The sequence below is a fragment of the Enterobacter sp. 18A13 genome (assembly GCF_007035975.1).
GTDB classification, from domain to species: domain Bacteria; phylum Pseudomonadota; class Gammaproteobacteria; order Enterobacterales; family Enterobacteriaceae; genus Enterobacter; species Enterobacter vonholyi.
In genome coordinates, this window is the sequence record NZ_AP019634.1 from 2,770,363 (window position 1) to 2,793,813 (window position 23,451).

Annotated in this window: 22 protein-coding genes; 11 read left to right on the forward strand and 11 right to left on the reverse strand. The window is 55.0% G+C overall.

Annotated features, from left to right (window positions below; all coding sequences use genetic code 11):
- The first annotated feature begins 150 nt into the window (after positions 1-150).
- Entirely contained in the window at positions 151-1,524 is a 1,374-nt protein-coding gene (locus tag FOY93_RS13495; protein WP_133294678.1) for an MFS transporter, read from the forward strand.
- Positions 1,525-1,574: 50 nt separating this feature from the next.
- On the opposite strand, the gene htpX is transcribed toward FOY93_RS13495, so the two are convergent.
- From htpX to FOY93_RS13515, 4 genes are all read right to left on the reverse strand, one after another.
- A complete protein-coding gene (gene htpX / locus FOY93_RS13500; protein ID WP_014884290.1) occupies positions 1,575-2,456 on the reverse strand; it encodes a protease HtpX in 882 nt (293 codons plus the stop codon).
- A gap of 193 nt (positions 2,457-2,649) precedes the next feature.
- Positions 2,650-4,698 (reverse strand): carboxy terminal-processing peptidase, encoded by a 2,049-nt coding sequence (gene prc / locus FOY93_RS13505; protein WP_127731432.1) that lies wholly within the window; start codon positions 4,696-4,698, stop codon positions 2,650-2,652.
- Positions 4,699-4,717: 19 nt separating this feature from the next.
- Positions 4,718-5,404 carry an RNA chaperone ProQ gene (gene proQ, locus FOY93_RS13510; protein WP_028018656.1) on the reverse strand — a complete coding sequence of 229 codons (687 nt, stop codon included), beginning with the start codon at positions 5,402-5,404 and terminating at the stop codon, positions 4,718-4,720.
- 96 nt (positions 5,405-5,500) lie between these two features.
- Positions 5,501-5,998 carry a GAF domain-containing protein gene (locus tag FOY93_RS13515; protein ID WP_133294679.1) on the reverse strand — a complete coding sequence of 166 codons (498 nt, stop codon included), beginning with the start codon at positions 5,996-5,998 and terminating at the stop codon, positions 5,501-5,503.
- Between the two features lie 132 nt (positions 5,999-6,130).
- Between FOY93_RS13515 and yebS the strand changes: the two genes are divergently transcribed.
- From yebS to FOY93_RS13535, 4 genes are all read left to right on the forward strand, one after another.
- A complete protein-coding gene (gene yebS / locus FOY93_RS13520; protein ID WP_045908227.1) occupies positions 6,131-7,414 on the forward strand; it encodes a membrane integrity lipid transport subunit YebS in 1,284 nt (427 codons plus the stop codon).
- Positions 7,383-10,016: a PqiB family protein gene (locus tag FOY93_RS13525; RefSeq protein ID WP_168708035.1), complete on the forward strand. Its 2,634-nt coding sequence runs from the start codon at positions 7,383-7,385 to the stop codon at positions 10,014-10,016. Before yebS ends, FOY93_RS13525 begins: the two co-directional genes overlap by 32 nt.
- A 77-nt stretch (positions 10,017-10,093) precedes the next feature.
- Positions 10,094-11,536 (forward strand): 16S rRNA (cytosine(1407)-C(5))-methyltransferase RsmF, encoded by a 1,443-nt coding sequence (gene rsmF, locus FOY93_RS13530; RefSeq protein WP_133294681.1) that lies wholly within the window; start codon positions 10,094-10,096, stop codon positions 11,534-11,536.
- A 107-nt stretch (positions 11,537-11,643) separates the two neighbouring features.
- Complete coding sequence (locus tag FOY93_RS13535) at positions 11,644-11,883, forward strand: YebV family protein (protein WP_008500472.1); 240 nt, start codon at positions 11,644-11,646, stop codon at positions 11,881-11,883.
- 34 nt (positions 11,884-11,917) lie between these two features.
- Here FOY93_RS13535 and pphA read toward each other — a convergent pair whose 3' ends face one another.
- Complete coding sequence (gene pphA, locus FOY93_RS13540) at positions 11,918-12,562, reverse strand: protein-serine/threonine phosphatase (protein WP_111964804.1); 645 nt, start codon at positions 12,560-12,562, stop codon at positions 11,918-11,920.
- A 167-nt stretch (positions 12,563-12,729) separates the two neighbouring features.
- Between pphA and FOY93_RS13545 the strand changes: the two genes are divergently transcribed.
- Positions 12,730-13,671: a VirK/YbjX family protein gene (locus FOY93_RS13545; RefSeq protein ID WP_133294682.1), complete on the forward strand. Its 942-nt coding sequence runs from the start codon at positions 12,730-12,732 to the stop codon at positions 13,669-13,671.
- Positions 13,672-13,844: 173 nt separating this feature from the next.
- A complete protein-coding gene (locus FOY93_RS13550; RefSeq protein ID WP_143345259.1) occupies positions 13,845-14,741 on the forward strand; it encodes a glycosyltransferase family 17 protein in 897 nt (298 codons plus the stop codon).
- Positions 14,742-15,181: 440 nt separating this feature from the next.
- Here FOY93_RS13550 and FOY93_RS13555 read toward each other — a convergent pair whose 3' ends face one another.
- Genes FOY93_RS13555 through yobA form a run of 3 tightly spaced genes read right to left on the reverse strand, consistent with a single transcriptional unit; the run spans position 15,182 to position 16,779 of the window.
- Positions 15,182-15,520, reverse strand: a complete 339-nt coding sequence (locus FOY93_RS13555) for a YebY family protein (RefSeq protein ID WP_111964807.1) — start codon at positions 15,518-15,520, stop codon at positions 15,182-15,184.
- A 16-nt stretch (positions 15,521-15,536) separates the two neighbouring features.
- Complete coding sequence (gene copD / locus FOY93_RS13560; protein WP_133294684.1) at positions 15,537-16,406, reverse strand: copper homeostasis membrane protein CopD; 870 nt, start codon at positions 16,404-16,406, stop codon at positions 15,537-15,539.
- A gap of 1 nt (position 16,407) precedes the next feature.
- Positions 16,408-16,779, reverse strand: a complete 372-nt coding sequence (yobA, locus tag FOY93_RS13565; RefSeq protein WP_115875680.1) for a CopC domain-containing protein YobA — start codon at positions 16,777-16,779, stop codon at positions 16,408-16,410.
- 137 nt (positions 16,780-16,916) lie between these two features.
- On the opposite strand from yobA, the gene FOY93_RS13570 reads away from it, so the two are divergent.
- The 3 genes from FOY93_RS13570 to exoX all read left to right on the forward strand — a co-directional run bounded on the left by FOY93_RS13570 (position 16,917) and on the right by exoX (position 18,595).
- Entirely contained in the window at positions 16,917-17,147 is a 231-nt protein-coding gene (locus tag FOY93_RS13570; protein ID WP_008500465.1) for a DNA polymerase III subunit theta, read from the forward strand.
- Between the two features lie 110 nt (positions 17,148-17,257).
- A complete protein-coding gene (locus tag FOY93_RS13575; RefSeq protein WP_133294685.1) occupies positions 17,258-17,908 on the forward strand; it encodes a carbon-nitrogen hydrolase family protein in 651 nt (216 codons plus the stop codon).
- A 24-nt stretch (positions 17,909-17,932) separates the two neighbouring features.
- Positions 17,933-18,595, forward strand: a complete 663-nt coding sequence (gene exoX / locus FOY93_RS13580; protein ID WP_010432611.1) for an exodeoxyribonuclease X — start codon at positions 17,933-17,935, stop codon at positions 18,593-18,595.
- Here exoX and ptrB read toward each other — a convergent pair.
- Both ptrB and FOY93_RS13590 read right to left on the reverse strand, forming a co-directional pair.
- Positions 18,592-20,652 carry an oligopeptidase B gene (gene ptrB, locus FOY93_RS13585; protein WP_133294686.1) on the reverse strand — a complete coding sequence of 687 codons (2,061 nt, stop codon included), beginning with the start codon at positions 20,650-20,652 and terminating at the stop codon, positions 18,592-18,594. The genes exoX and ptrB overlap by 4 nt on opposite strands.
- 85 nt (positions 20,653-20,737) lie before the next feature.
- Positions 20,738-21,385, reverse strand: a complete 648-nt coding sequence (locus tag FOY93_RS13590) for a tellurite resistance TerB family protein (RefSeq protein WP_111964812.1) — start codon at positions 21,383-21,385, stop codon at positions 20,738-20,740.
- A 171-nt stretch (positions 21,386-21,556) separates the two neighbouring features.
- Between FOY93_RS13590 and purT the strand changes: the two genes are divergently transcribed.
- The gene (gene purT, locus FOY93_RS13595; protein WP_063409040.1) at positions 21,557-22,735 is read left to right on the forward strand and encodes a formate-dependent phosphoribosylglycinamide formyltransferase; all 1,179 of its coding nucleotides are present in this window, start codon (positions 21,557-21,559) and stop codon (positions 22,733-22,735) included.
- A 41-nt stretch (positions 22,736-22,776) separates the two neighbouring features.
- On the opposite strand, the gene kdgA is transcribed toward purT, so the two are convergent.
- Positions 22,777-23,418 (reverse strand): bifunctional 4-hydroxy-2-oxoglutarate aldolase/2-dehydro-3-deoxy-phosphogluconate aldolase, encoded by a 642-nt coding sequence (gene kdgA, locus FOY93_RS13600; protein WP_063409039.1) that lies wholly within the window; start codon positions 23,416-23,418, stop codon positions 22,777-22,779.
- Positions 23,419-23,451 lie beyond the last annotated feature (33 nt).

The window sequence follows — 23,451 nt, forward strand, 5'->3', positions numbered from 1 at the left end:
AATCAGAACCGGTTTTTATTATAAGTTCCCGTCATGTCACCTGCAATCAATCCGCGTTTACTTCGTTACAAATCTGCGACATATCGCGGCTGTAGCAATGCTAAAATAGTTATCCTGAGAATAATTTCACGCTGAGCTTTTTTAATCTTAATGGAAAAGACCCTTTCCGATGGCCTGCCTTTACCCCTGCGGTATGGCGCGATAGCCACCATCATTATCGGTATCTCAATGGCCGTCCTTGACGGCGCAATCGCGAACGTTGCCCTACCAACCATCGCCAGCGACCTGCACGCCTCTCCCGCCAGTTCGATATGGATCGTTAACGCCTATCAGATTGCGATTGTGGTTTCCCTGCTCTCGTTCTCTTTCCTGGGCGATATGTTCGGTTACCGTCGGGTGTATCAGTGCGGTCTGGTGGTTTTCACCTTCACGTCGTTGTTATGCGCCCTTTCAGATTCACTGCATACCCTGACGCTTGCCCGCATTGCGCAAGGTTTTGGCGGCGCGGCGCTCATGAGCGTAAACACGGCGTTGATCCGCTTAATTTATCCGCAACGCCATCTGGGGCGCGGCATGGGGATAAACTCGTTTATTGTCGCCGTCTCTTCCGCCGCCGGACCAACCATTGCGGCGGCGATCCTTTCCGTTGCGTCATGGCAATGGCTGTTCGCCATTAACGTGCCGCTGGGTATTGTCGCCATCTTCTTTGCCCTGCGCTTTCTACCCGCTAACGGTCCCAAAAGCACCATGCCGCGCTTCGACGTGGCGAGTGCGGTGATGAATGCCCTGACCTTTGGCCTGCTGATTACGGCGCTGAGCGGCTTTGCGCAGGGACAGTCCCTGATGCTTACCGGTGTGGAGCTTATCGCCCTGCTGGCGATCGGCTTCTTGTTTGTTCGCCGCCAGCTCACTCTCCCTGTGCCTTTACTGCCCGTTGACCTGCTGCGTATCCCCCTCTTTTCCCTCTCCATTTGCACGTCCGTCTGCTCCTTCTGCGCCCAGATGCTGGCCCTGGTTTCTCTGCCCTTCTTTTTGCAGAGCGTGGTAGGCCGTTCAGAAGTGGAGACCGGCCTGCTGTTAACCCCCTGGCCGCTGGCGACAATGGTGATGGCGCCGCTGGCAGGTTACCTCATTGAACGCGTCCATGCCGGTTTACTGGGAGCATTGGGGCTTGCGGTGATGGCGACAGGCCTTTTCGCGCTGGCTCTGCTACCGTCATCGCCAACCGATCTGGACATCATCTGGCGCATGATCCTGTGCGGCGCAGGGTTTGGCCTGTTCCAGTCCCCTAACAATCACACCATCATCACCTCCGCGCCGCGCCATCGCAGCGGAGGTGCCAGCGGCATGCTGGGAACCGCGCGCCTTCTGGGACAAAGCAGCGGCGCAGCGCTGGTCGCCCTGATGTTTAACCTCGCCGGGCAAAACGGCAACCATGTTGCGCTTCTCTCCGCGGGAGCCCTTGCCTCGCTCGCGGCGGTCGTCAGCGGCCTGCGTGTGACCCAGCCCAGAGTTCAGGCATAAAAAAAGCCGGGCGGAGTGTTCTCCTGCCCGGCTTAGTAGGGTTCTTTGCCTTACTTCAGGTATTCCCCACTGCGCAGCGCTTCAATACGTTTATCCAGCGGCGGGTGAGACATAAACAGCTCGCTCAGCGATTTGGACTTACCGTTAATGCAGAAGGCCATCATGCTGTTCGCTTCCTGCGGCTCATAGCTGGTTTTCAGGCGCTGCAGCGCGGCAATCATCTTCTCACGACCAACCAGCTTCGCCGAGCCGGCATCCGCGTGGAATTCACGGTGGCGGGAGAACCACATGGTGATGATGCTGGCCAGAATACCGAATACCAGCTCCAGAACCATCGAAACGGCGAAGTAGATCAGCGGGTTGCCGTTGCTCTCTTCACCTTCGTCACGGTTTCCGCCCATAAAGCCTGCCGCGATCTGCGCCAGAATACGGGAGATGAAGATCACGAAGGTGTTTACCACGCCCTGAATCAGGGTCATGGTCACCATGTCACCGTTGGCGATATGGCTGATTTCGTGGGCAATAACCGCTTCGGCTTCGTCACGGCTCATGTTCTGCAGCAATCCGGTGCTGACGGCCACCAGCGACGCATCACGACGGGCGCCCGTGGCGAAAGCGTTAATGTCCGGGGCATGGTAAATCGCCACCTGCGGCATGGCGATCCCTGCCTGACGGGATTGCTGAGCCACCGTATTCATTAGCCACTGTTCCATATCGTTACGCGGCTGTTCAATAACCTCACCACCCACCGATTTCAGTGCCATCCACTTCGACATCAGCAGGGAGATGAACGAGCCACCAAAACCAAACAGCAGCGCCATAATCAACAGACCCTGAACGCTGCTCGACTGAATTCCTGTCAGGCTTAGCACGAGCCCGAAAACCACCATAACCGCCAGGTTGGTGAGCAGGAAGAGCGCGATTCGCATCATAATTTTCTTTTTACCTCAGTTTAACAAAACGCACTATGCGATTACCCACATCGTATGGGTATTGCGGCTATTTTCAAGCATCAAACGGGCGTAAGTCACCAGAAAGACACAACTTTACACAATTGGAAATCTGACTGACGGAAGGATGCAGAACAAAAAGAAACAGGCACAATTTCTTGTGCCTGTCAGGAGGTTATTTTGCCGGAGCGGGCTGTACGGCAGGTTTCTCTTTTTCCTGATTCGCCAGGTCGAGAGCGATATGCACCGTCTCGTCCAGATACGGATCCGGCTCCTGGTAATCTTTTGGCAGATCGTCCAGTTTCTTGAGAAGAGGCTTACCTTCGCGCTTGAAGCGATCGTTGATACGCGCCAGGCGAGTTGCGTCGTCTTCGTTGTTCTCTTTCTCACGCTGTGCGTAATTCAGAGAAACAATATTCCGCTTATCTTTCAGGGCATTGAATCGTGCAATATCCTTCATGATGTACTGGAATTCCGGATCCTTCGCGATGCGGTCGTTATGCGCTTTCAGCAGTTCAGGGCCAAACTGGGTCATATCACCCGCCTTCACGTAAGTCGCGGCATTGATGCTGTCCCACGGCAACGCGTTATCTTCAAACTTCTCGCCGGTTTCCGTCTCCTGGGTGCCAGTCGGCATGATGATGTCCGGCGTGACGCCCTTACGCTGCGTACTGCCGCCGTTCACGCGGTAGAATTTCTGAATGGTGTACTGAACCGAGCCCAGCGCAGGCCATTCCGGACGCAGCATCTGATCGTAAATACGATTCAGAGAGCGGTACTGCTGAACGGTGCCTTTCCCGAAGGTTGGCTCACCGACGATCAGCGCGCGGCCATAGTCCTGCATTGCAGCGGCAAAGATCTCAGACGCGGAGGCACTGAAGCGGTCAACCAGGACCACCAGCGGGCCTTTGTAGTAGACCACACCGTCGTTGTCGGCATCTTCACGGACTTTACCGTTGTTATCTCGCACCTGAACCACCGGGCCAGATGGGATGAACAGGCCAGAGAGTGAAACCGCTTCCGTCAGCGCACCGCCGCCGTTACTGCGCAAGTCGATGATGATGCTGCTAACGTTCTGCTTTTCAAGCCTCTGCAGCTGAACTTTCACATCGTCCGTCAGCCCCACGTAGAAGCCAGGAATATCCAGGACACCAACCTTCTCTTTACCCACGGTTTTCACCGACATTTTCACCGCGCGGTCTTCCAGACGGATACGCTCGCGGGTCAGGGTAACGATACGGGTTTTGGTGCCTTTACCGGCAGGCAGAATTTCCAGACGTACCTTGCTGCCTTTCGGACCTTTGATCAGCGCAACCACGTCATCGAGACGCCAGCCGATCACATCGACCATGTTCTGGCCGGTTTGTCCAACCCCCACAATACGATCGCCTACGCTAATCGCTTTGCTTTTGGATGCCGGGCCACCCGCGACCATTGAATTGATCACCGTGTAATCATCGTCCATCTGCAGAACCGCGCCGATACCTTCCAGAGACAGGCTCATTTCGGTATTGAACTGCTCAGTGTTGCGCGGAGAGAGGTAGTTGGTGTGCGGATCGATTTCGTGCGCAAAGGCGGTCATCGCGAGTGAGAAAACATCCTCGCTGTTGGTCTGCGCCAGACGACGAATAGCAAATTTATAACGACGCGTCAGCGTGTCACGGATCTCTTTTTCGTCTTTGCCGGTCAGCTTGAGGCTCAGTTCGTCGTATTTAACTTTGCCGTCCCAAAGCGCATTCAGCTCGGCTTCATCTTTTGGCCAGGGCGCTTTACTGCGATCCAGATTAAAGGTGTCGTTGCCGGTGAAGTCCATTGGACGTTCCAGCACTTTAAGCGCGTACTGATAGCGTTCAAAACGACGCTTTTGCGACAGGTTATAGAGATCGTAGAACAGATCCAGCTTGCCTGAACGCAACTCGTCACCCACCTCGGATTTGCGCTTAGCGAACTGCTCGACATCGCTGGCGAGCAAAACGTTATGGCTGTAATCCAGCAAGTTCAGATAGCGGTCAAAGATTTTGGCCGAAAAGGCCTGATCGAGATCGAACTGACGATAGTGCGAGCGGGTAAAACGTGAGGTCACGCGCTCGCTCACCGTCGCGTGCTGCGTCTCTTCCTTGAGTACCGGAATTTGATCAACACGCGTGATATCGTCCACTGCAAAAGCGTGACCTGTTATAGCAAACAGACCCGCCAGCGCGGTGAGCTTAAAAAAAGTGTTCATGCCAGGCTTGGCCTCCGTTTCAGAACAACAAGTGTTCTGCGCGTACAATCATTGACATACCAGAAGTCAGCTGTACACGAACGCCATCTTTGGTGATTTCCAGTACGGTGGCGTCCATAGCATTGTTACCCGCTTTTACCTTCAGCGCCTGACCCACGCTCAGAGCGTTAATGTCAGAAACCGGCGTATGGCGCGGCTCTTCACGAGGGGCACGCGGGGCTTTTGCTGCTGGTTTGTCTGCACGCGGTTTGCGATCGTTATTATCGTTACGGCGCGGCGCAGGGCGTGGTTTACGCTCACGACGAGGCGCTTCTTCCTGGCCGTTTGCCGCGGCGGCTTCGCGTTTTTTCGCCTGCTGTTCTGCACGTTGTGCCTGAACGCGTGCTTTGGCTTCTTCAAGCTGCTTGCGCGCGTGCTCAACGTGCTGCTCGTCCAGCTCACCGCAAGGGTTGCCGTCGAGGTCCACGCGGGTAGCGCCTGGTTTGATACCGTACAGGTAACGCCAGCTCGAAGTATAAAGACGTAAGGCGGAACGCAGCTGAGTTTTGCTGAGGTTCATTTCCCCTTCAACACGCGCCACCAGATCCTGAAAAATACCGACTTTCAGGGGACGAGCTTCACCTTCCGCGCTGAAGCACTGCGGGAAACGCTCGGCCAGAAATGCGATAACTTCTTTACTGCTATTCAACTTAGGTTGATTTTCCATGAAATTTCCTGATTACAACGGACGTTGCCAACAAGCGCAGGCATGAACAGGCGTCATTATAATGACGCTATCAGTAAATGCTACGTTATCCGTTGATTATCCTGCGACGCTCGCAAAGAATTTTTGATAATCGGTTGCAGCGAGTACGTTTTCCAGATTCGCCACCAGCTCGCGCAGCCCCTGTTCGTCCTCGGTTGTAAAGCGACTGAAGACCGTACTGTCGATATCCAGAACGCCAATAATCTGATTTTTGATCACCAGCGGCAAAACGATTTCAGAATTACTGGCAGCATCACAGGCAATGTGTCCGTCAAACGCATGGACATCTTCCACACGCTGGACCTGATTCTCTGCCACCGCCGTGCCGCATACGCCACGCCCTACCGGAATACGCACGCAGGCCAGTTTGCCCTGGAAAGGACCGAGCACCAGCGTTTCACCTTCCAGAAGGTAAAAGCCGGCCCAGTTTACGTCAGAGAGACGTTCAAACAGCAATGCGCTAGTATTTGCCAGAGTGGCTAAGAAGCTGGTCTCACCCGCCATCAATGCCTTAAAATCGCGGTTCAGATCCGCGTAGAATTCTGTTTTGTTCATTATTCAATCACTTAGTTGTCTTACAAATTTACCGCATAGCCTATTAAAATAAGCATTAAATGCGCTCATGCTCAAGATGAATCCGTTCATGAGTTATTATAACTTTCAACAATACTTATTTGTGCGCAGCTGATGGCCTTAAAAACAACCAAAATTACGCCGACGAGAAAGATAACTGTCCATACGGTAAGCGAAGCTTTGCCTCGTGCACATTATCAGCGTTGCCCCCAGTGCGATACGCTTTTTATGTTGCCGAAGATGAAATCGCACCAAAGTGCCTTTTGTCCTCGCTGCGACGCTAAAATTCGCGATGGTCGCGACTGGTCGTTGACCCGCCTCGCCGCCATGGCCGTCACCATGCTGCTGTTGATGCCCTTCGCCTGGAGCGAACCGCTGCTGAAACTCTACCTGCTTGGCGTGCGCATTGACGCCAACGTGCTGCAGGGTATCTGGCAGATGACCCGTCAGGGCGATCCCATCACCGCCGCCATGGTGCTGTTCTGCACCGTTGGTGCGCCGCTGGTGCTGGTCGCCGCCATTGCCTATCTTTGGTTTGGCAATATTCTCGGCATGAACCTTCGCCCGGTGCTGCTGATGCTGGATAAACTCAAAGAGTGGGTGATGCTGGATATTTATCTGGTCGGCGTGGGCGTTGCGTCAATAAAGGTACAGGACTATGCCTTTTTGCAGCCCGGCATCGGACTCTTTGCCTTCATCTGTCTGGTATTGCTGAGCATCCTGACGCTGATACACCTGAACGTTGAGCAGCTCTGGGAGCGATTTTACCCGCAGCGCCCCGCCACCCGTCCCGATGAAAATCTGCGCGTCTGTCTGGGTTGCCACTATACCGGGTTACCCGACCCGCGCGGACGCTGCCCGCGGTGCCACATTCCATTAAGGCTGCGTCGAAACAACAGCCTGCAAAAATGCTGGGCGGCGCTGATCGCCTCCCTGGTGTTTCTGATCCCCGCCAATATGCTGCCTATTTCCATCATTTACGTGAATGGCGGACGTCAGGAGGATACTATCCTCTCCGGGATTATCTCCCTTGCGCACAGCAATGTCGGGGTGGCGGCGATCGTTTTTATTGCCAGTATTCTGGTTCCCTTTACCAAAGTGGTGGTGATGATTACCCTGCTCATCAGCATTCACTTAAAGTGTGAACAAGGCTTACGAACCCGCATTCTGCTTCTGCGATTCGTCACCTGGATTGGCCGCTGGTCAATGTTAGATTTGTTCGTAATTTCGCTGATGATGTCTCTCATCAATCGCGACCAGTTACTTGCTTTTACAATGGGACCCGCGGCTTTTTATTTCGGCTCTGCGGTGATATTGACTATTCTTGCTGTGGAATGGCTGGATAGCCGCTTACTTTGGGATGCACATGAGTCAGGAAACCCCCGCTTCGCCGACTGAAGCGAGAATTAAAACAAAACGCCGCATTTCGCCATTCTGGTTGCTGCCCGTCATCGCCCTGATGATTGCAGGCTGGCTTATCTGGACGAGCTATGAAGATCGCGGTAGCACCGTCACCATTGATTTCCAGACCGCCGACGGCATCGTCGCCGGGCGAACGCCCGTTCGCTTCCAGGGGGTTGAAGTGGGTACGGTTCAGGACATCTCTCTTGGAAAAGGGCTGAACAAGATTCAGGTGCGGGTCAGTATTAAATCTGACATGCAGGATGCCCTGCGCAGTGAAACGCAGTTCTGGCTGGTGACGCCAAAAGCCTCTCTGGCCGGTGTGTCCGGGCTGGATGCGCTCGTGGGCGGTAACTATATTGGCATGATGCCGGGTAAAGGAGAGCCGCAGGATCACTTTGTTGCCCTGGATACACAGCCGAAGTACCGCCTCAATAACGGCGATTTAATGATCCATCTGCAGGCGCCGGATCTCGGTTCTCTGAACAGTGGCTCACTGGTCTATTTCCGCAAAATCCCGGTTGGCCGTGTGTACGATTACGCGATCAACCCAAATAAACAGGGCGTCACCATTGACGTGCTGATCGAGCGTCGCTTCACCAATCTGGTGAAAAAAGGCAGCCGCTTCTGGAACGTGTCCGGGGTGGACGCGGACCTCAGCCTGAGCGGTGCGAAAGTGAAGCTGGAGAGTCTGGCCGCGCTGGTTAATGGTGCCATTGCCTTTGACTCCCCGGAAAACTCAAGCCCTGCCACCGCTGATGATTCATTTGGATTGTACGCTGACCTGGCGCACAGCCAGCGCGGCGTGATCGTCAAACTCGCCCTGCCCGATGCTAAAGGGCTAAAAGCGGGTTCAACACCGCTGATGTATCAGGGATTGCAGGTTGGTCAGCTCACCAAAATGACGCTCAACCCGGGCGGCTCGGTCACCGGCGAAATGACGGTCGACCCGAGCGTGGTCGATCTCCTGCGCGAGAAAACGCGCATCGAAATGCGCAGTCCAAAGCTCTCTCTGAACGATGCCAGCCTCAGCACGCTGTTGACCGGCAATACGTTTGAGCTCATCCCTGGCGAAGGTGAACCCCGCAATAGCTTCGTGATTGCGCCGGCTGATAAAGCCCTGCTGCAAAAGCCGGGCGTAGTGACGGTCACGCTGAATGCGCCAGAAAGTTACGGTATCGAAGCCGGACAGCCGTTAATTTTACACGGCGTGCAGGTTGGTCAGGTGCTGGAGCGTAAGCTCTCCGCGAATGGCGTGACTTTCTCGGTCGCCATCGATCCGCAATACAGCGACCTGGTGCATGGCGATAGCAAATTCGTGGTGAACAGTCGCGTCGACGTGAAGGTGGGTCTGGACGGCGTGGAGTTCCTCGGCGCCAGCGCCAGCGAATGGGTTAACGGCGGTATCCGCATTTTGCCGGGGAATAAAGGCCCCGTGCGCGACAGCTATCCGCTGTATGCCAACCTGGAGAAAGCGGTTGAAAACAGCCTGAGCGATCTTCCTACCACCACGCTGACCTTAAGCGCCGAGACGCTGCCGGACGTACAGGCGGGTTCCGTGGTGCTGTATCGCAAGTTTGAAGTCGGGGAAGTGATCACCGTTCGACCCCGTGCGGACGCGTTCGATATCGAACTGCATATCAAGCCGGAGTACCGCAAGCTGCTGACGCCAAACAGCGTCTTCTGGGCCGAAGGCGGCGCGAAAGTTCAGCTTAACGGTAACGGGCTAACCGTACAGGCCTCTCCGCTGTCACGCGCGCTGCGGGGGGCGATTAGCTTCGATAACCTCAGCGGTGCGGGCGCGAATCTGCGTAAAGGCGATAAGCGTATTCTCTTCCCATCCGAGACCGCCGCCCGCGCGGTGGGTGGGCAGATTACCCTGCACGCCTTTGATGCCGGCAAGCTGGCGGAAGGCATGCCAATCCGCTATCTGGGCATTGATATCGGGCAGATCCAGAAGCTGACGCTGATCACCTCGCGCAACGAGGTGCAGGCCACTGCCGTGCTCTACCCGGAATATGTGCAGACCTTCGCCCGCACCGGCTCGCGCTTCTCGGTGGTCACGCCGCAGATCTCGGCCGCTGGCGTTGAGCACCTCGACACCATTTTGCAGCCGTACATCAACGTTGAGCCAGGCCAGGGCAATGCCCGCCGTGATTTCGAGCTGCAGGAAGCCACGATCACCGACTCGCGCTACCTTGGCGGCCTGAGCATCGTGGTGGAAGTGCCGGAAGCGGGCTCGCTGAACATCGGCACTCCGGTACTATTCCGCGGTATTGAAGTGGGTACGGTCACGGGCCTGACGCTCGGTACGCTCTCCGACCGCGTGATGGTGGCATTACGTATTAGCGAACGTTACCAGCACCTGGTTCGAAATAACTCGGTATTCTGGCTGGCATCCGGCTATTCGCTGGACTTTGGCCTGACGGGAGGCGTGGTGAAAACCGGCACCTTCAACCAGTTCATTCGCGGCGGTATCGCGTTTGCCACGCCGCCGGGAACGCCGCTGGCGCCAAAAGCGCAGCCGGGTAAACACTTCCTGCTGCTCGAGAGCGAACCAAAAGAGTGGCGCGAATGGGGAACCGCCCTGCCGCGTTAATCTGACAGGCTCCGGTGTCAACGCACCGGAGCCTTTATGCTACACTGCGCACCTGAATTTTTCCCTGTGGTGTGCCCGTGGCTCAAAACTCCGTATTTCTTCCCGAACAATTCCTGGCGCATATGCGCGAGGCGCTTCCTTCTCACCTGTCGTTAGACGATTTTATCGCCGCCTGCCAGCGTCCGTTACGCCGGAGTATTCGCGTCAACACGCTGAAAATCAGCGTCGATGATTTTCTGGCGCTGGTCGCTCCGTACGGCTGGCAGCTTACGCCGGTACCGTGGTGCGCTGAGGGGTTCTGGATAGAACGCGATGACGAAGCTTCACTGCCGCTGGGCAGTACCGCTGAACATCTGAGCGGTCTGTTCTATATTCAGGAAGCCAGCTCGATGCTGCCGGTTGCCGCCCTGTTTGCCGATGGCAATTCGCCAGAGCGCGTAATGGATGTTGCCGCCGCGCCCGGCTCAAAAACCACCCAAATTGCCGCCCGTATGGGTAATCAAGGGGCGATCCTCGCCAACGAGTTTTCCGCCAGCCGCGTGAAGGTGTTGCATGCCAACATCAGCCGCTGCGGTATTCATAATGTTGCCCTGACGCATTTCGACGGACGTGTGTTTGGCGCCGCCCTGCCGGAAGTCTTCGACGCCATTCTGCTGGACGCCCCCTGCTCAGGCGAAGGGGTGGTGCGTAAAGATCCCGATGCGTTAAAAAACTGGTCAGTTGAGAGCAACCTTGAGATCGCGGCCACGCAGCGAGAGCTGATCGACAGCGCATTCCATGCCCTGCGCCCCGGCGGCACGCTGGTTTATTCGACGTGCACCTTAAACCGCGATGAGAACGAAGATGTCTGCCTGTGGCTGCAAGCGCAATATCCGGATGCGGTCGAGTTTCTGCCGCTCGACGATCTGTTCGCCTCAGCACAGGAGGCTGTCACCCCGGAGGGGTTCCTCCATGTTTTCCCGCAGATTTACGACTGCGAAGGGTTCTTTGTGGCGCGTCTGCGTAAAACGCAGGTGGTGGCTCCCCTGCCCGCACCTAAATTCAAGGTCGGTAACTTCCCGTTTTCCCCCCTTAAAGGTCGAGAAACCGCACAGCTTGAAGCCGCCGCTAAAAAAGCGGGACTGGTCTGGGATGAGAGCCTGCGCCCCTGGATGCGTGATAAAGAGATATGGCTGTTCCCGGCACAGATCGAGCCGCTCATCGGAAAGGTCCGTTTTTCCCGAATCGGGATCCGCCTGGCGGAAGTGCATAATAAAGGGTATCGCTGGCAGCATGAGGCCGTAATCGCCCTTGCCGGACGCGACAATACCTTTGCCCTGACGCATCAGGAAGCCGAAGAGTGGTACCGTGGTCGCGATGTCTATCCGGAGAGCACGCCATCAGGCGATGAAGTGATTGTAACGTATCAGGGATACCCGCTGGGCCTGGCAAAAAAGGTCGGCTCAAGGCTGAAAAACAGCTATCCACGCGAGCTGGTTCGGGACGGTCGGCTGTTTACCGGTAACGATCGCACGGATTGATAAAAAGCGCATTTTTTTACTGGCGATTTTGCTCTCTTTGTCTACGATCAAAAATGGGTGGCCACACTGGTCATACCAGATTTTTGACAACCGACCCGGAGAGCACTATGACGAAAACCAGCGTGCGTATTGGCGCTTTTGAGATCGACGACGCAGAGCTGCGCGGCGAAGCACAAGGCGATCGAACGTTAAGTATTCCCTGCAAATCCGACCCGGATTTGTGCATGCAGCTTGATGCATGGGATGCAGACACCAGCGTCCCGGCAATACTTGATGGCGAACATTCAGTCCTTTACCGTGAGCATTACGATAGTAAAACCGATGCCTGGGTCATGCGTCTTGCCTGACCTAAAGAGAACCCGCCCGAAGGCGGGTTATTTATTACTGCAGCTGAGCCAGCGTAAAGTAACCGTCAAATACGGCACCCGTATCAATGTAGTGGAGATTGTCAAAATCATACCTTCTGTCGACGGGCGTATGTCCGAACCAGAAATGATCCGCGCCGCTGATGCCCTCTCCTTTACCCACCATAAACCCCATCAACCGATCGCGGTTCCATAAGACGCGCTGGTCACTGACAGGTTTTTGCCAGCGGTATTCCGCGGCCGGATAATCAGCATGGGCAATCACATTAAGACCGTTCGCACAGGTTATCTCGATGATATGCGGTAAGTCGCGACAGGCGTCAAGCAACGACAGTGCAAGCTGTTGCCGATCGCGTTCAAGATGCGAAAACCACATTCCGCCATTCATCATCCAGAGAGAAAAATCGTTATTATCCAGACCGTCGAGCGCCATTTGCTCATGGTTTCCCCGCACGGCACGAAACCATTTTTCATTAATTAACTGCAGGCATTTAACGCTATCAGGGCCACGATCGATCATATCCCCGACAGAAATAAGTAAATCCTCATACGGATTAAAATGACGGCGTTTAAGTTCATCCATAAGCCACTGGTAGCAACCGTGTATATCGCTGACAACCCAGACGTGACGCCACATTCCACCTTCAATTCGCTGATACATAGCACCTCCTTTAAACAGTATAGCTGCCGCAGAAAAGTCGACGGACAGGCGTGGTCATCACGAAATCAAACAAACGGTAAACCAAACAGAAATAAAGATCCTCGCGCTATTAATCCCCTTTTCCTGGCTCTTTAGAATAAGGGCAGAAAAAAAAGAGGGGTCTTCACGTGTCTAATACGCACCTGCATAACGATGTTTTCTATCCGCATCGCACAAATATTATTTCCGAGCTGGTGAACGGCAAACGCGTTCCGGGGCCGATCTGGCGCAAACGCGAATATCGCCTGAAGTTCCTGTTACGTTCGCTGGTGTTCTGGTCTTCTACACATCGCATGCTGGAAACCCTTTCGGGTCGCGACGATTTTGACAGGCTGCTGGCCTCTCAAATTACATTGCCGAGCAAGACCCACCGGCAGTACCTGATGCGCGGCCTGACGGCTAACGATCGCGCCGACGCTATCGTTAACCATTATTACTGGATTGACAGCCTGAAAGAGAGCGGTCTCGCCCAGGCCCTGACCAGCCCGCAGGAACAAGCCGTTGCGCAGTTCCATGCAAAAGACGGTGTAACCTATACGGTCAATGCTTCCTCTGCGGGGAAAGCCGAGCGCGAAGGCGAAAGCACGCTGTGGCTACGCGACAACGAGGACACGCTGCTGGCCAGCCTGACCTTTAGCGTCGCGCGCAGCAATGGTCAGCAAGTCATGGTGATTGGCGGGCTTCAGGGACCCCGCCGCTGCGTATCGCGAGACGTCATTAAACAGGCCACCCGCGCCTGTCATGGTCTTTTCCCCAAACGGGTGTTGATGGAAGTCCTCTTCCAGCTGGCTGCGCAGTCATCCGTCCGGGCGATTTTTGCCGTCAGCGATGAGGGTCACGTTTTCCGCGCGTTGCGGTATCGCCTGAGCAAAGGTCGCCATTTCCATGCCAGCTACGATGAATTTTGGGCATCGCTGGACGGTAAAAAGCTCTCGGCCTTCTGCTGGCAGCTGCCGCTACAGATGGAGCGTAAATCGCTTGAAGAGATCGCCAGTAAAAAACGTGCCGAATACCGCCGCCGCTTTGAGCTGCTTGATGAAATAGAGGTATCCGTTAAGTCCCACTTTTAGCCTGGCTGGCGTCTTCGCTCACTGCATAGTGGATGCAATCTATTTATAGGATGAATAATAAAGCAGTGTACTATTGCGCAGGGCGAGTGCGCTCAGTTAGCATTGCGCGAAATGATACCGGCGAATGCGTTGGAAAAAGCGCAATGTGGGCGCAAAAATGAGGGACTTCGGTAATGATCTATGACTGCTTCTTATATTACGACGAAGATATGCTTCTCGAAATCAGGCTGAACACGCTAGCGGACGTTGTCGATCGCTTCGTTATCGTTGAGTCAACGCATACCTTTACCGGTAAAAAGAGGCAGCTGCATTTTGACATTAATAAATACCGTCAGTTTAAAGATAAAATTATCTACGTTGTGCATGATAAAGAACCGATTACGAAAGCCGCTGAAGAATCACATCCGGCCCGAGAGGTGATCCCGGGTTTGCCAGAGGGAATGGTAGTGGATGCGTGGGCAAATGAAGCCGCGCAGAGGAATGCCATCATGCAGGGTTTGTCCCATGCCAGCGATGATGATTTGATTTTAGTTTCCGATGTGGACGAGATATTTTCACCTCAGGTAGTAGCATCGATAAACCCCAAAAAGCTCTGCACTACTATTTATCAGAATTTTTATAATTATCAGTTTAACCTGCAGGTTTTTAATACAGATAACACGCCAAGAAAATGTAAATTACCGAGAGCCACCCAGTATAAAAATCTCGTTAACTTCTTTGGCGGTGAACCTGAATCATTCAGGAATCTTAAACGCACCCGAAGTGTTAAAAACTGGTCCTGGCTAAAGTGGAACTGGTTCAAGATTAACAACCGCATCATTGAAAATGGTGGGTGGCATTTCTCATGGGTGATGACACCCGAGCGCATCTCAGAAAAAATGTCGACCATTTCCCATACTGAATACGATCACCCTGAGTTTAACAACCCGGAACACATCATGAAGGTCATTAAAAACGCGGAAGATATCTGGGGGCGGGACAGGACGTTAATCAGGCAAGAGCTAACGGTTGAAAACTTCCCTGAGTACATTGTCCAACACAAAGACAAATTCAGCGCGTTCATTATTTAACTTAAGGGTTGCCCTTTCGAACGTCAGGAGGCGTTTGCTCAGCGGTCGCTCGGCCACAAAATTTTAACAAAGATCCCAAAAAACCCTGGACGCACGCGGTCCTGAGTATGTTATGGTTTAGACAGGATATGGAAAGTTCGAGAAAGTTTCGGATGATGTCGAGTCAGCACCGAAAAATGCTTTAAAAAACATACAGATAAAAAGAGACCGAATACGATTCCTGTATTCGGTCCAGGGAAATGGCTCTTGGGAGAGAGCCGTGCGCTAAAAGTTGGCATTAATGCAGGCTAAGTCGCCTTGCCTTTTAAGAATAGATGACGACGCCAGGTTTTCCAGTCCACAGCTAAAGCGGTCGGAAAAAAAGCGCCAGAGCATCATTAAATGTGAAAAACCGCAGTGCTTTCGCAAGCATCTGCGGTTTTTTATTGGAAACCCGAACGTTAGCAGAGCTTGTCGGCGCGCTCGATAAACGGTGCCAGACTCATTTTTTGTCCCGGATGCGACGGGTCATCGATCTGAATAATGCTAATCGGCTGTCCGCTGCTCTTTCCGCTGGCTACCTGCTGCTCTGCGATATCATTCAGCGGATATTGCACCAGCGTGCTCGGGTTGATCGCATACAGCGCATGGCCCGGACGGCAGGTCAGCATCACCTCTTCGCGATTGAAAGCCCATTTGTCCTTACCCACTTCAAAACGGCTGACGGTGATAACCTGCGGTGCGGCAAGCGCGCTCCCCGTACAGGCCAGCAAGATGAGAGAAAGTACTGTCTTTTTCATATGATATTTAACCTTATCAGAAGGGTTCCCAGGTGGCGAACAGACTGACCGTTGCCAGCACCAGCGCTCCCAGCACCACTTCTGCCTGCGTCATCCTGATAAAAATCTGTTGTGCTCGCCCGCTCTCCGGACGAAACCGTGGCACCAGAAAATACCGATTTGCCAGCGCAATTACCACCATCAACGCCACCAGCGCACATTTGAACAACAAAAACTGTACGTAACCAGCCTGCCAGGGAATATGGACACCCAGTATCATGAGCGCATTGATCGCTCCGCTGAGCAGCACGCCCGTGACGGCGTAATGGCCCACGCGCGAAAAGCGCATCATGGTATAAATGGCGGCATTCTGCCAGCGTCCTTTAGCCAGGCGCATGCAGAACAGCAGAGGCAGTAATCCGCCAAGCCAGGTTGCGGCGCAGATCAGGTGAAAAGCATAATTAAGACGCTGCAACGCCCCCATCGGACCGTCGTTCATTGCCGCGTGCCCTACCCCAGCCAGCAGAATAAGCTGGCCCATCGTAAGCAGCAGCAGCCGCGAACCTTTCAGCGGTGCGAGCCATGCTGCGCCGACCGTGGTCGCAGCGAGTATGATTTGCCACAGCCAGACGCCGCCAAACTGCGTCCTCATTACGCCGTACCAGACCTGCGGGGCAAACACATCTCCCCAGCCGTTACCCATCAGTCCGCCCTGAAGCATAAACATCAGGAGCGCTGCCGCCAGGCTCATTAAGGCCGCCACTTTCTGCTGCAGCTGAAATCGCCGGGACATCAGGCGGTGGAGAGAGGAAGGCGCAAACCAGACGCTGTAAAGCGCGTTGCCAAAAACAAGCATCAGCGCCCCGAAATGGATAAAGCGCAACCCGATATAACACAGCGCCAGCATGCTATTTCACGCTAAAGTGATAGCTGCCTTTGGTTTTATGGCCGTCTACGGAGACGACATGCCAGTCTACCTGGTACGTTCCTGACGTCAGCGTTTGTTCCAGCGGAACGGTGAGTTGCGCCTTGTTCTTTTCGTCGCGCGTGGCGGTTCCCGTTTTGATGACCTGCTTTTGCGCATCCGTTACCACCACACCGCTAAACCCCGGTTCGATGCCTTCTGAAAAATTCAGCGTAAGTGCCTGCGGAGCGCTCACCACGCTGTCCGCTGCCGGGCTCTGCTGTTTAAGATGTGCATGTGCCAGCGCGGAGGGCGCCATCATTGTCGAGGCCACAAAAACCAGTGCGCATACCGCGCGGGAGGCGGAGAAACCCATCGCAATCATTCCTTTTTGTTATGTCTGTATGCTAAAGAATAACGCTGTATAATAAACGAGTCGAGGATCATCCTGCCTCCGCTTGTCATCGTCGTGCAATCGCGGTAACGTTGCCGCCGCAGAAAAAGGAGAAGGTAATGAAGATCAATCTGGCCGCCCTTCCGCAGGACGAGATGGATAAAGTGAATGTCGATCTCGCTGCCGCTGGCGTCGCGTTCAAAGAGCGTTACAACATGCCTGTCGTGGCTGAAGTCGTTGAACGGGAACAACCCGCCCATCTGCGCGACTGGTTTCGCGAAAGATTAATCGCCCACCGTCTCGCCTCGGTTAACCTCTCCCGTTTACCGTACGAACCTAAAGTTAAATAAGCTTAACAGGTCGTTACACTTCCTTACGCGGAATCTGGCAGGATAAGAAAACCCTGATAAATTTAGGTGTATTCTTAAATCCCTGCGACTCAGTGTATAAGGAAGTCACGATGTCACATTGGAACATAGCGGCAGCCCAGTATGGCGGGCTGCATCAGAGTGTGAATGACCATGTTACGCACCACCTGCGCTTCATCGCCGAAGCCGCACGGCAGGGGTGCGATCTGCTGGTCTTCCCTGAACTCTCCTTAACGGGCTCTGGCGCGCCGACGCTACCTCCCCCACCCGATGACGCGCAGCTGGAGCCGCTGCTTAACGCGGCACATTTTTACCAGATTACCGTTATTGCGGGACTCCCCCTGGTTCAGGATGGGCAGAGACAGAAAGGTCTTGTGCTGTTTTCGCCTGCTTGCCATCGCATTTTGCGCTATCCGCAAGGGCGCGGAGCCAGCCTGGTGCCGGGGGACAAGCACCTTAGCATCATTGATGCACATCCCGACTCTCCCAATCTCGATCCCAGAGCAACGCTTGTTACCAGCTGCCAGTCGGTGGGGGATAATCGCTGGCGGCAGTCCATCAGTAACCTGCAGCGCTTCGCGCATAAATATGCTATTGCGGTGCTAATGGCGAATGCCTGCGGCGGCAGCGCGCTATGGGATGATAAAGGCCAGCTGATCGTCCGCGCGGATAAGGGCGAGCTTCTGGTGACCGGCACGCTCGGCGGAGAGGGTTGGCAAGGCGATATCATTCCTTTAGGCTAGGCGTTTTAAGCTCAGGAGTTTTCAATGCTGCGCGTCATCGATACCGAAACTTGCGATCTTCAGGGCGGAATAGTGGAAGTGGCCTCTGTCGACGTGGTTGATGGTAAAATCGTCAACCCAATGAGCCATCTGGTGCGTCCCGATCGCCCCATCAGCCCCCAGGCGATGGCTATCCATCGCATTACAGAATCGATGGTGGCGGATAAGCCCTGGATTGAAGAGATCATTCCGCACTACTACGGTAGCCCGTGGTACGTCGCGCATAACGCCAGCTTTGACCGCCGGGTGCTACCTGAAATGCCGGGCGAATGGATTTGCACAATGAAGCTGGCGCGTCGTCTCTGGCCGGGCATTAAATACAGCAATATGGCGCTGTACAAGTCCCGCAAGCTCAGCGTTCGTACCCCTGAGGGGCTTCACCATCACCGCGCCCTGTATGACTGCTATATCACCGCCGCGTTACTGATTGATATTATGAATATCTCAGGCTGGACACCGGATGATATGGCGACGATCACCGGACGCCCCGCGTTACTGACCACATTTACCTTTGGTAAATATCGCGGGAAGCCGGTGTCTGAGGTAGCGGATAAAGACCCGGGCTATTTGCGCTGGCTGTATAACAACCTCGACAGAATGAGTCCGGAACTGCGCTTAACGCTGAAACATTATCTGGGCGACGCTTAACCCTCCGCACGGCCTGGCAGCGTGTCCTGCGCCAGGCCAATCAGGAAGGCATATTCCAGGGCAACCCCTTCGTACGATTTAAATCGTCCCGATTTCCCGCCGTGTCCGGAGTCCATATCGGTACACAGCAGCAGCAGATTGTCATCGGTTTTCAGCTCCCGCAGCTTTGCCACCCATTTTGCCGGCTCCCAGTACTGCACCTGAGAATCATGCAAACCGGTGGTGACCAGCATGTGCGGGTAGGCTTTCGCCTCCACGTTGTCGTACGGGCTGTACTCTTTCATATAGCGGTAGTACATCTCATCCTGCGGATTTCCCCACTCTTCAAACTCCCCGGTGGTAAGAGGGATTGATTCATCGAGCATGGTCGTGACCACATCGACAAACGGTACCTGCGCGACAATCCCCTTAAAGCGGTCGGGACGCTGGTTGATAACCGCCCCCATCAGCATGCCGCCCGCGCTGCCGCCCATGCCAAAGCAGAGTTGCGGATCGCCATAGCCCTGCTCAATCAGCGCATCGCAGACGTCGAGATAATCATTGAAGGTGTTTTTCTTTTTCAGGAATTTCCCGTCTTCATACCAGTGCTGGCCCAGCTCACCGCCGCCGCGAATATGGGCTATGGCGAAAACAAAACCGCGATCGAGCAGGCTTAACCGGCTGCTGCTGAAATCGGCGTCCATGCTTGAGCCATACGACCCGTAGCCGTAAACCAGGATCGGGTTTTTGCCTTTCTGGAAATGGGCTTGGTGATAGACGAGCGAGACGGGGACCTCAACGCCATCCCGGGCGGTGACCCAGAGGTGCTCGCTGCGGTAGTTTTCAGACTCAAAACCTTTTACCTCGGTCTGTTTAATCACCTGGCGCTGCCCGGTATCCATGTCCAGCTCAAACAGGGTGTACGGTGTGGTCATGGATGAGTAGCCGTAGCGCAGCCGCGATGATTCGGGTTCGGGATTGAATCCAATCCACGTCACATAGGCCGGGTCGTCGAACGCAATCCCGACCACTTCCCGCGTTTTGCGGTTGATTTGCCGGATACTGGTCAGCCCGCGCTGGCGCTCTTCCACCACCAGCCAGTCGGTAAACAGGGTGAACCCTTCCAGCATCACCTGATCACGCGCGGGGATAAGCACCTCCCACTTGCGTTCATCGCGCACTTTGGTTTTATAGAGACCAAAGTTTTTGCCCTCACGATTGGAGCGCAGATAAAAGCTATGCTGGAAGTGATCCAGGCTGTACTCGTGATCCTTGCGGCGCGGCAGGAAACAGAGCGGCTGGGCGTCAGGCAGTTCGGCATCCAGCAGCAGAACTTCCGACGTCGTCGCGCTGGCAAGGAAGATAATCACATAGTGGCGCGAGGAGGTTTTATGCAGGCTGACATAAAACGTTTCGTCTTTCTCTTCATAAACCAGCTCGTCGTCAGCGGAGTCCGTTCCCACGGTATGCCGCCATACCTGATAAGGCAGTAGCGTCGAGGCGTGCTTTTTGACGTAGTAAACCGTCTCGGAATCATTCGCCCAGACAAAATCCGGGGAGACGTTTTCCAGCATTTCCGGATACCAGTTGCCGGTCTCCAGATTGCGAAACCGCAGGCCGTACTGGCGGCGGGAGAGATAATCCTCCGCCAGTGCCATCACCGCATTGTCAGGCGAAATGGACATGCCGCCCAGGGTATAAAACTCGCTGTGTGCAGCGCGCTGGTTGGCATCCAGCAGAATATCCCACTCGTCCCATTCGGCGCTTAACACCGACTGGCGCTGATAGATGGGATACTCATTGCCGGGCTCGTAAATATGGCGATAGCGATAGCCGTTTTTGGTCCAGGGCGCGGAGATATCGCGCTGAGGAATACGCTGCACCATTTCATTCAGCAGCTGGTCCTGAAGCGTCTGCTGGCTGGACATGACCTTGCGGCCATAGTCGTTTTCCTCGTGCAGGTAGTCGAGCACATCTGGCCGGGAGCGCGAATCGTCCCGTAGCCAGTAATAATTGTCTATACGCGTATCGCCATGCGTGGTGATCGCATAAGGTATACGTCGGGCTTTCGGTGGCATGTCATCATTCTTTTTCGTTTTACACCCTATAAGGTTGGCAAAACCCACGCATGATGCAAGCGAAACAGGGTCGCAACGGCGAGAACTATCCCTGTAACGCCTGTTTTTGTTCCCGGATATCCCGCTCAATGCCTTCGCGCACGTCTTGTGGGATCTTTAACGCATCTCCCAGGGCATTAAGGTAGCTCCGCTCCATAAAGTGATCGATATCGATGGCGGCACAGCTGAGGAAATAGAGTTCAAGCGCCTCTTCCTCATTTTTCACGCTTTGTGCCAGACGCTGCGGCTCCAGAGGCTGTTCGATGGCCTGCGCCACCAGCGTTCTGCCCTTCTCTTCAACGCCGGCTTCACGCAGCTGCTGCTCGATCGCCAGTCGTTCCTTATCGTCGATATGTCCGTCACTTTTCGCGGCAAAGACCAGCGCCAGGATCAGCCGTTCGGTACGCAGATCCAGCGGCGAGGTGTGCTCGCCGTAGTGTGGTTCATCACTGTGCGCGGTCCTAACCCTGTCCTTGTATTTGTTCCACAGGACGGTACCCGCAATGGCGCCCCCACCGGCCAGCAGTGCGCCTGTCCCGTACTTTGCCAGCAGCTTGCGCGAGGATTTATTCGCGACCAGCAGGCCTGCCAGTCCGCCTAGCGCCCCGGGTACCAGCAGTTTGCTCAGGTCCCGCTCGCCAGACGATGTTTTCTGCCCTAACAGGGATTGCAATTGATTTAGCCAGCCAGACATGATTTCCCTCACTTAACGGTGAACATGATCCACAGCGTAAGCGAGCAGGCGTCAGGAAATGTCTGGACGGGCTAAAGAAGCGCAAATTTCTTCTCCCCTCACCTGGCCGTGTACAAGACAGACGCAAACGTTTTCGTTTATACTGCCCGCAACTTTTTCAGGGGGATTGTTATGATTCGTTTAGGAACCGCGCTGCGACCTGCGGCGACGCGAGTGATGCTGTTGGGATCGGGCGAGCTGGGCAAAGAAGTCGCCATTGAGTGCCAGCGTTTAGGCGTTGAAGTGATTGCCGTGGATCGTTACGCCGACGCGCCAGCCATGCACGTCGCCCATCGTTCTTATGTGATTAACATGCTGGATGGCGATGCCCTTCGCGAGCTGATTACGCGCGAGAAACCTGATTTTGTCGTGCCGGAAATTGAAGCCATTGCCACCGATACGCTGATCGCGCTTGAGCAGGAAGGCCAGCGCGTGGTGCCCTGCGCGAAAGCCGCAAAGCTGACCATGAACCGCGAAGGCATTCGTCGCCTGGCGGCAGAAGAGCTGGGATTGCCCACGTCGAGCTATCGTTTTGCTGGCGATAAGGCGGCATTCCTGCAGGCCGTTGAGGAGATTGGTTACCCGTGCATCGTTAAGCCGGTGATGAGCTCCTCCGGTAAAGGACAGAGCTTTATTCGCGACAGCAGCACGCTGGAAAAGGCGTGGGAGTACGCCCAGCAGGGCGGCCGCGCCGGCGCCGGTCGCGTCATCGTCGAAGGCGTCGTGAAGTTTGATTTCGAGATCACCCTGCTGACCGTCAGCGCCGTTGACGGCGTCCATTTCTGCGACCCGATTGGCCACCGCCAGGAAGATGGCGATTATCGCGAATCCTGGCAGCCGCAGCAGATGAGCGCCCTGGCGCTGGAACGTGCTCAGGAGATCGCCCGTAAAACCGTCCTGGCGCTGGGCGGCTATGGCCTGTTCGGCGTCGAGCTGTTTGTGTGCGGTGATGAGGTGATTTTCAGCGAAGTCTCCCCTCGCCCGCATGACACCGGCATGGTGACGCTGATTTCGCAGGATCTCTCCGAGTTCGCTCTGCACGTGCGCGCCTTCCTCGGCCTGCCCGTCGGCGGTATCCGTCAGTACGGCCCGGCCGCCTCGGCGGTGATCCTGCCGCAGTTAACCAGCCAGAACGTCACGTTTGATAATGTCGACGGGGCGGTGGGTGCCGGGTTGCAGGTACGTTTGTTCGGCAAGCCTGAGATTGATGGAACCCGGCGTCTTGGCGTGGCGTTAGCCACCGGGGATAACGTTGACGACGCCGTGGCGAGAGCCAAAGCGGCCGCAGCAAGCGTTAAGGTAACGGGATAAAAAAACGGGCCGAAAGGCCCGTTTTTCATGCGACGAGAGACTTACTGCTTCGCGCCTTCTACCGCTTCGCGAGCCAGTTTGGTGATGCGATCCCAGTCGCCCGCTTCCAGCGCATCCGCCGGAACCAGCCATGAGCCACCGATGCACAGGACGCTTTTCAGTGCCAGGTAGTCACGGTAGTTGGCAGGAGAGATGCCGCCCGTCGGGCAGAAGCGTACCTGAGAGAATGGACCCGCAATCGCCTGCAGCGCTTTGGTGCCGCCGTTCGCTTCAGCCGGGAAGAATTTAAACTCTTTCAGACCGTAGTCCATGCCCAGCATCAGTTCGGAGACGGTGCTGATACCCGGGATCAGTGGAATAGTGCCTTCGGTCGCGGCTTTCAGCAGCGACTCGGTCAGCCCCGGGCTAATGGCAAACTGTGCGCCCGCTTCGGTCACTTCAGCCAGCTGTTTTGCGTTCGTCACGGTACCCGCACCGATGATGGCGTCCGGCACTTCTTTGGCAATCGCGCGAATGGCATCCATCGCGCAGGCGGTGCGCAGGGTCACTTCCAGAACGCGAACGCCACCCGCAACCAGCGCTTTCGCCATCGGTACAGCGTGCTCCAGCTTGTTTACCACGATAACCGGCACGACAGGGCCAGTGGTCAGGATTGATTCTGCACTTGTTTTCCAGTTTTTCATCAGAGTTTTCTCTCGCCAGATCGTTAAAATCAA

What these genes read in the sequence shown, in the direction of transcription:
- FOY93_RS13495 (WP_133294678.1), top strand. Translation starts at nt 151, where the DNA reads ATGGAAAAGACCCTTTCCGATGGCCTGCCTTTACCCCTGCGGTATGGC.
- htpX (WP_014884290.1), bottom strand. Translation starts at nt 2,456, where the DNA reads ATGATGCGAATCGCGCTCTTCCTGCTCACCAACCTGGCGGTTATGGTG.
- prc (WP_127731432.1), bottom strand. Translation starts at nt 4,698, where the DNA reads ATGAACACTTTTTTTAAGCTCACCGCGCTGGCGGGTCTGTTTGCTATA.
- proQ (WP_028018656.1), bottom strand. Translation starts at nt 5,404, where the DNA reads ATGGAAAATCAACCTAAGTTGAATAGCAGTAAAGAAGTTATCGCATTT.
- FOY93_RS13515 (WP_133294679.1), bottom strand. Translation starts at nt 5,998, where the DNA reads ATGAACAAAACAGAATTCTACGCGGATCTGAACCGCGATTTTAAGGCA.
- yebS (WP_045908227.1), top strand. Translation starts at nt 6,131, where the DNA reads ATGGCCTTAAAAACAACCAAAATTACGCCGACGAGAAAGATAACTGTC.
- FOY93_RS13525 (WP_168708035.1), top strand. Translation starts at nt 7,383, where the DNA reads ATGAGTCAGGAAACCCCCGCTTCGCCGACTGAAGCGAGAATTAAAACA.
- FOY93_RS13535 (WP_008500472.1), top strand. Translation starts at nt 11,644, where the DNA reads ATGACGAAAACCAGCGTGCGTATTGGCGCTTTTGAGATCGACGACGCA.
- pphA (WP_111964804.1), bottom strand. Translation starts at nt 12,562, where the DNA reads ATGTATCAGCGAATTGAAGGTGGAATGTGGCGTCACGTCTGGGTTGTC.
- FOY93_RS13550 (WP_143345259.1), top strand. Translation starts at nt 13,845, where the DNA reads ATGATCTATGACTGCTTCTTATATTACGACGAAGATATGCTTCTCGAA.
- FOY93_RS13555 (WP_111964807.1), bottom strand. Translation starts at nt 15,520, where the DNA reads ATGAAAAAGACAGTACTTTCTCTCATCTTGCTGGCCTGTACGGGGAGC.
- copD (WP_133294684.1), bottom strand. Translation starts at nt 16,406, where the DNA reads ATGCTGGCGCTGTGTTATATCGGGTTGCGCTTTATCCATTTCGGGGCG.
- yobA (WP_115875680.1), bottom strand. Translation starts at nt 16,779, where the DNA reads ATGGGTTTCTCCGCCTCCCGCGCGGTATGCGCACTGGTTTTTGTGGCC.
- FOY93_RS13570 (WP_008500465.1), top strand. Translation starts at nt 16,917, where the DNA reads ATGAAGATCAATCTGGCCGCCCTTCCGCAGGACGAGATGGATAAAGTG.
- FOY93_RS13575 (WP_133294685.1), top strand. Translation starts at nt 17,258, where the DNA reads ATGTCACATTGGAACATAGCGGCAGCCCAGTATGGCGGGCTGCATCAG.
- exoX (WP_010432611.1), top strand. Translation starts at nt 17,933, where the DNA reads ATGCTGCGCGTCATCGATACCGAAACTTGCGATCTTCAGGGCGGAATA.
- ptrB (WP_133294686.1), bottom strand. Translation starts at nt 20,652, where the DNA reads ATGCCACCGAAAGCCCGACGTATACCTTATGCGATCACCACGCATGGC.
- FOY93_RS13590 (WP_111964812.1), bottom strand. Translation starts at nt 21,385, where the DNA reads ATGTCTGGCTGGCTAAATCAATTGCAATCCCTGTTAGGGCAGAAAACA.
- purT (WP_063409040.1), top strand. Translation starts at nt 21,557, where the DNA reads ATGATTCGTTTAGGAACCGCGCTGCGACCTGCGGCGACGCGAGTGATG.
- kdgA (WP_063409039.1), bottom strand. Translation starts at nt 23,418, where the DNA reads ATGAAAAACTGGAAAACAAGTGCAGAATCAATCCTGACCACTGGCCCT.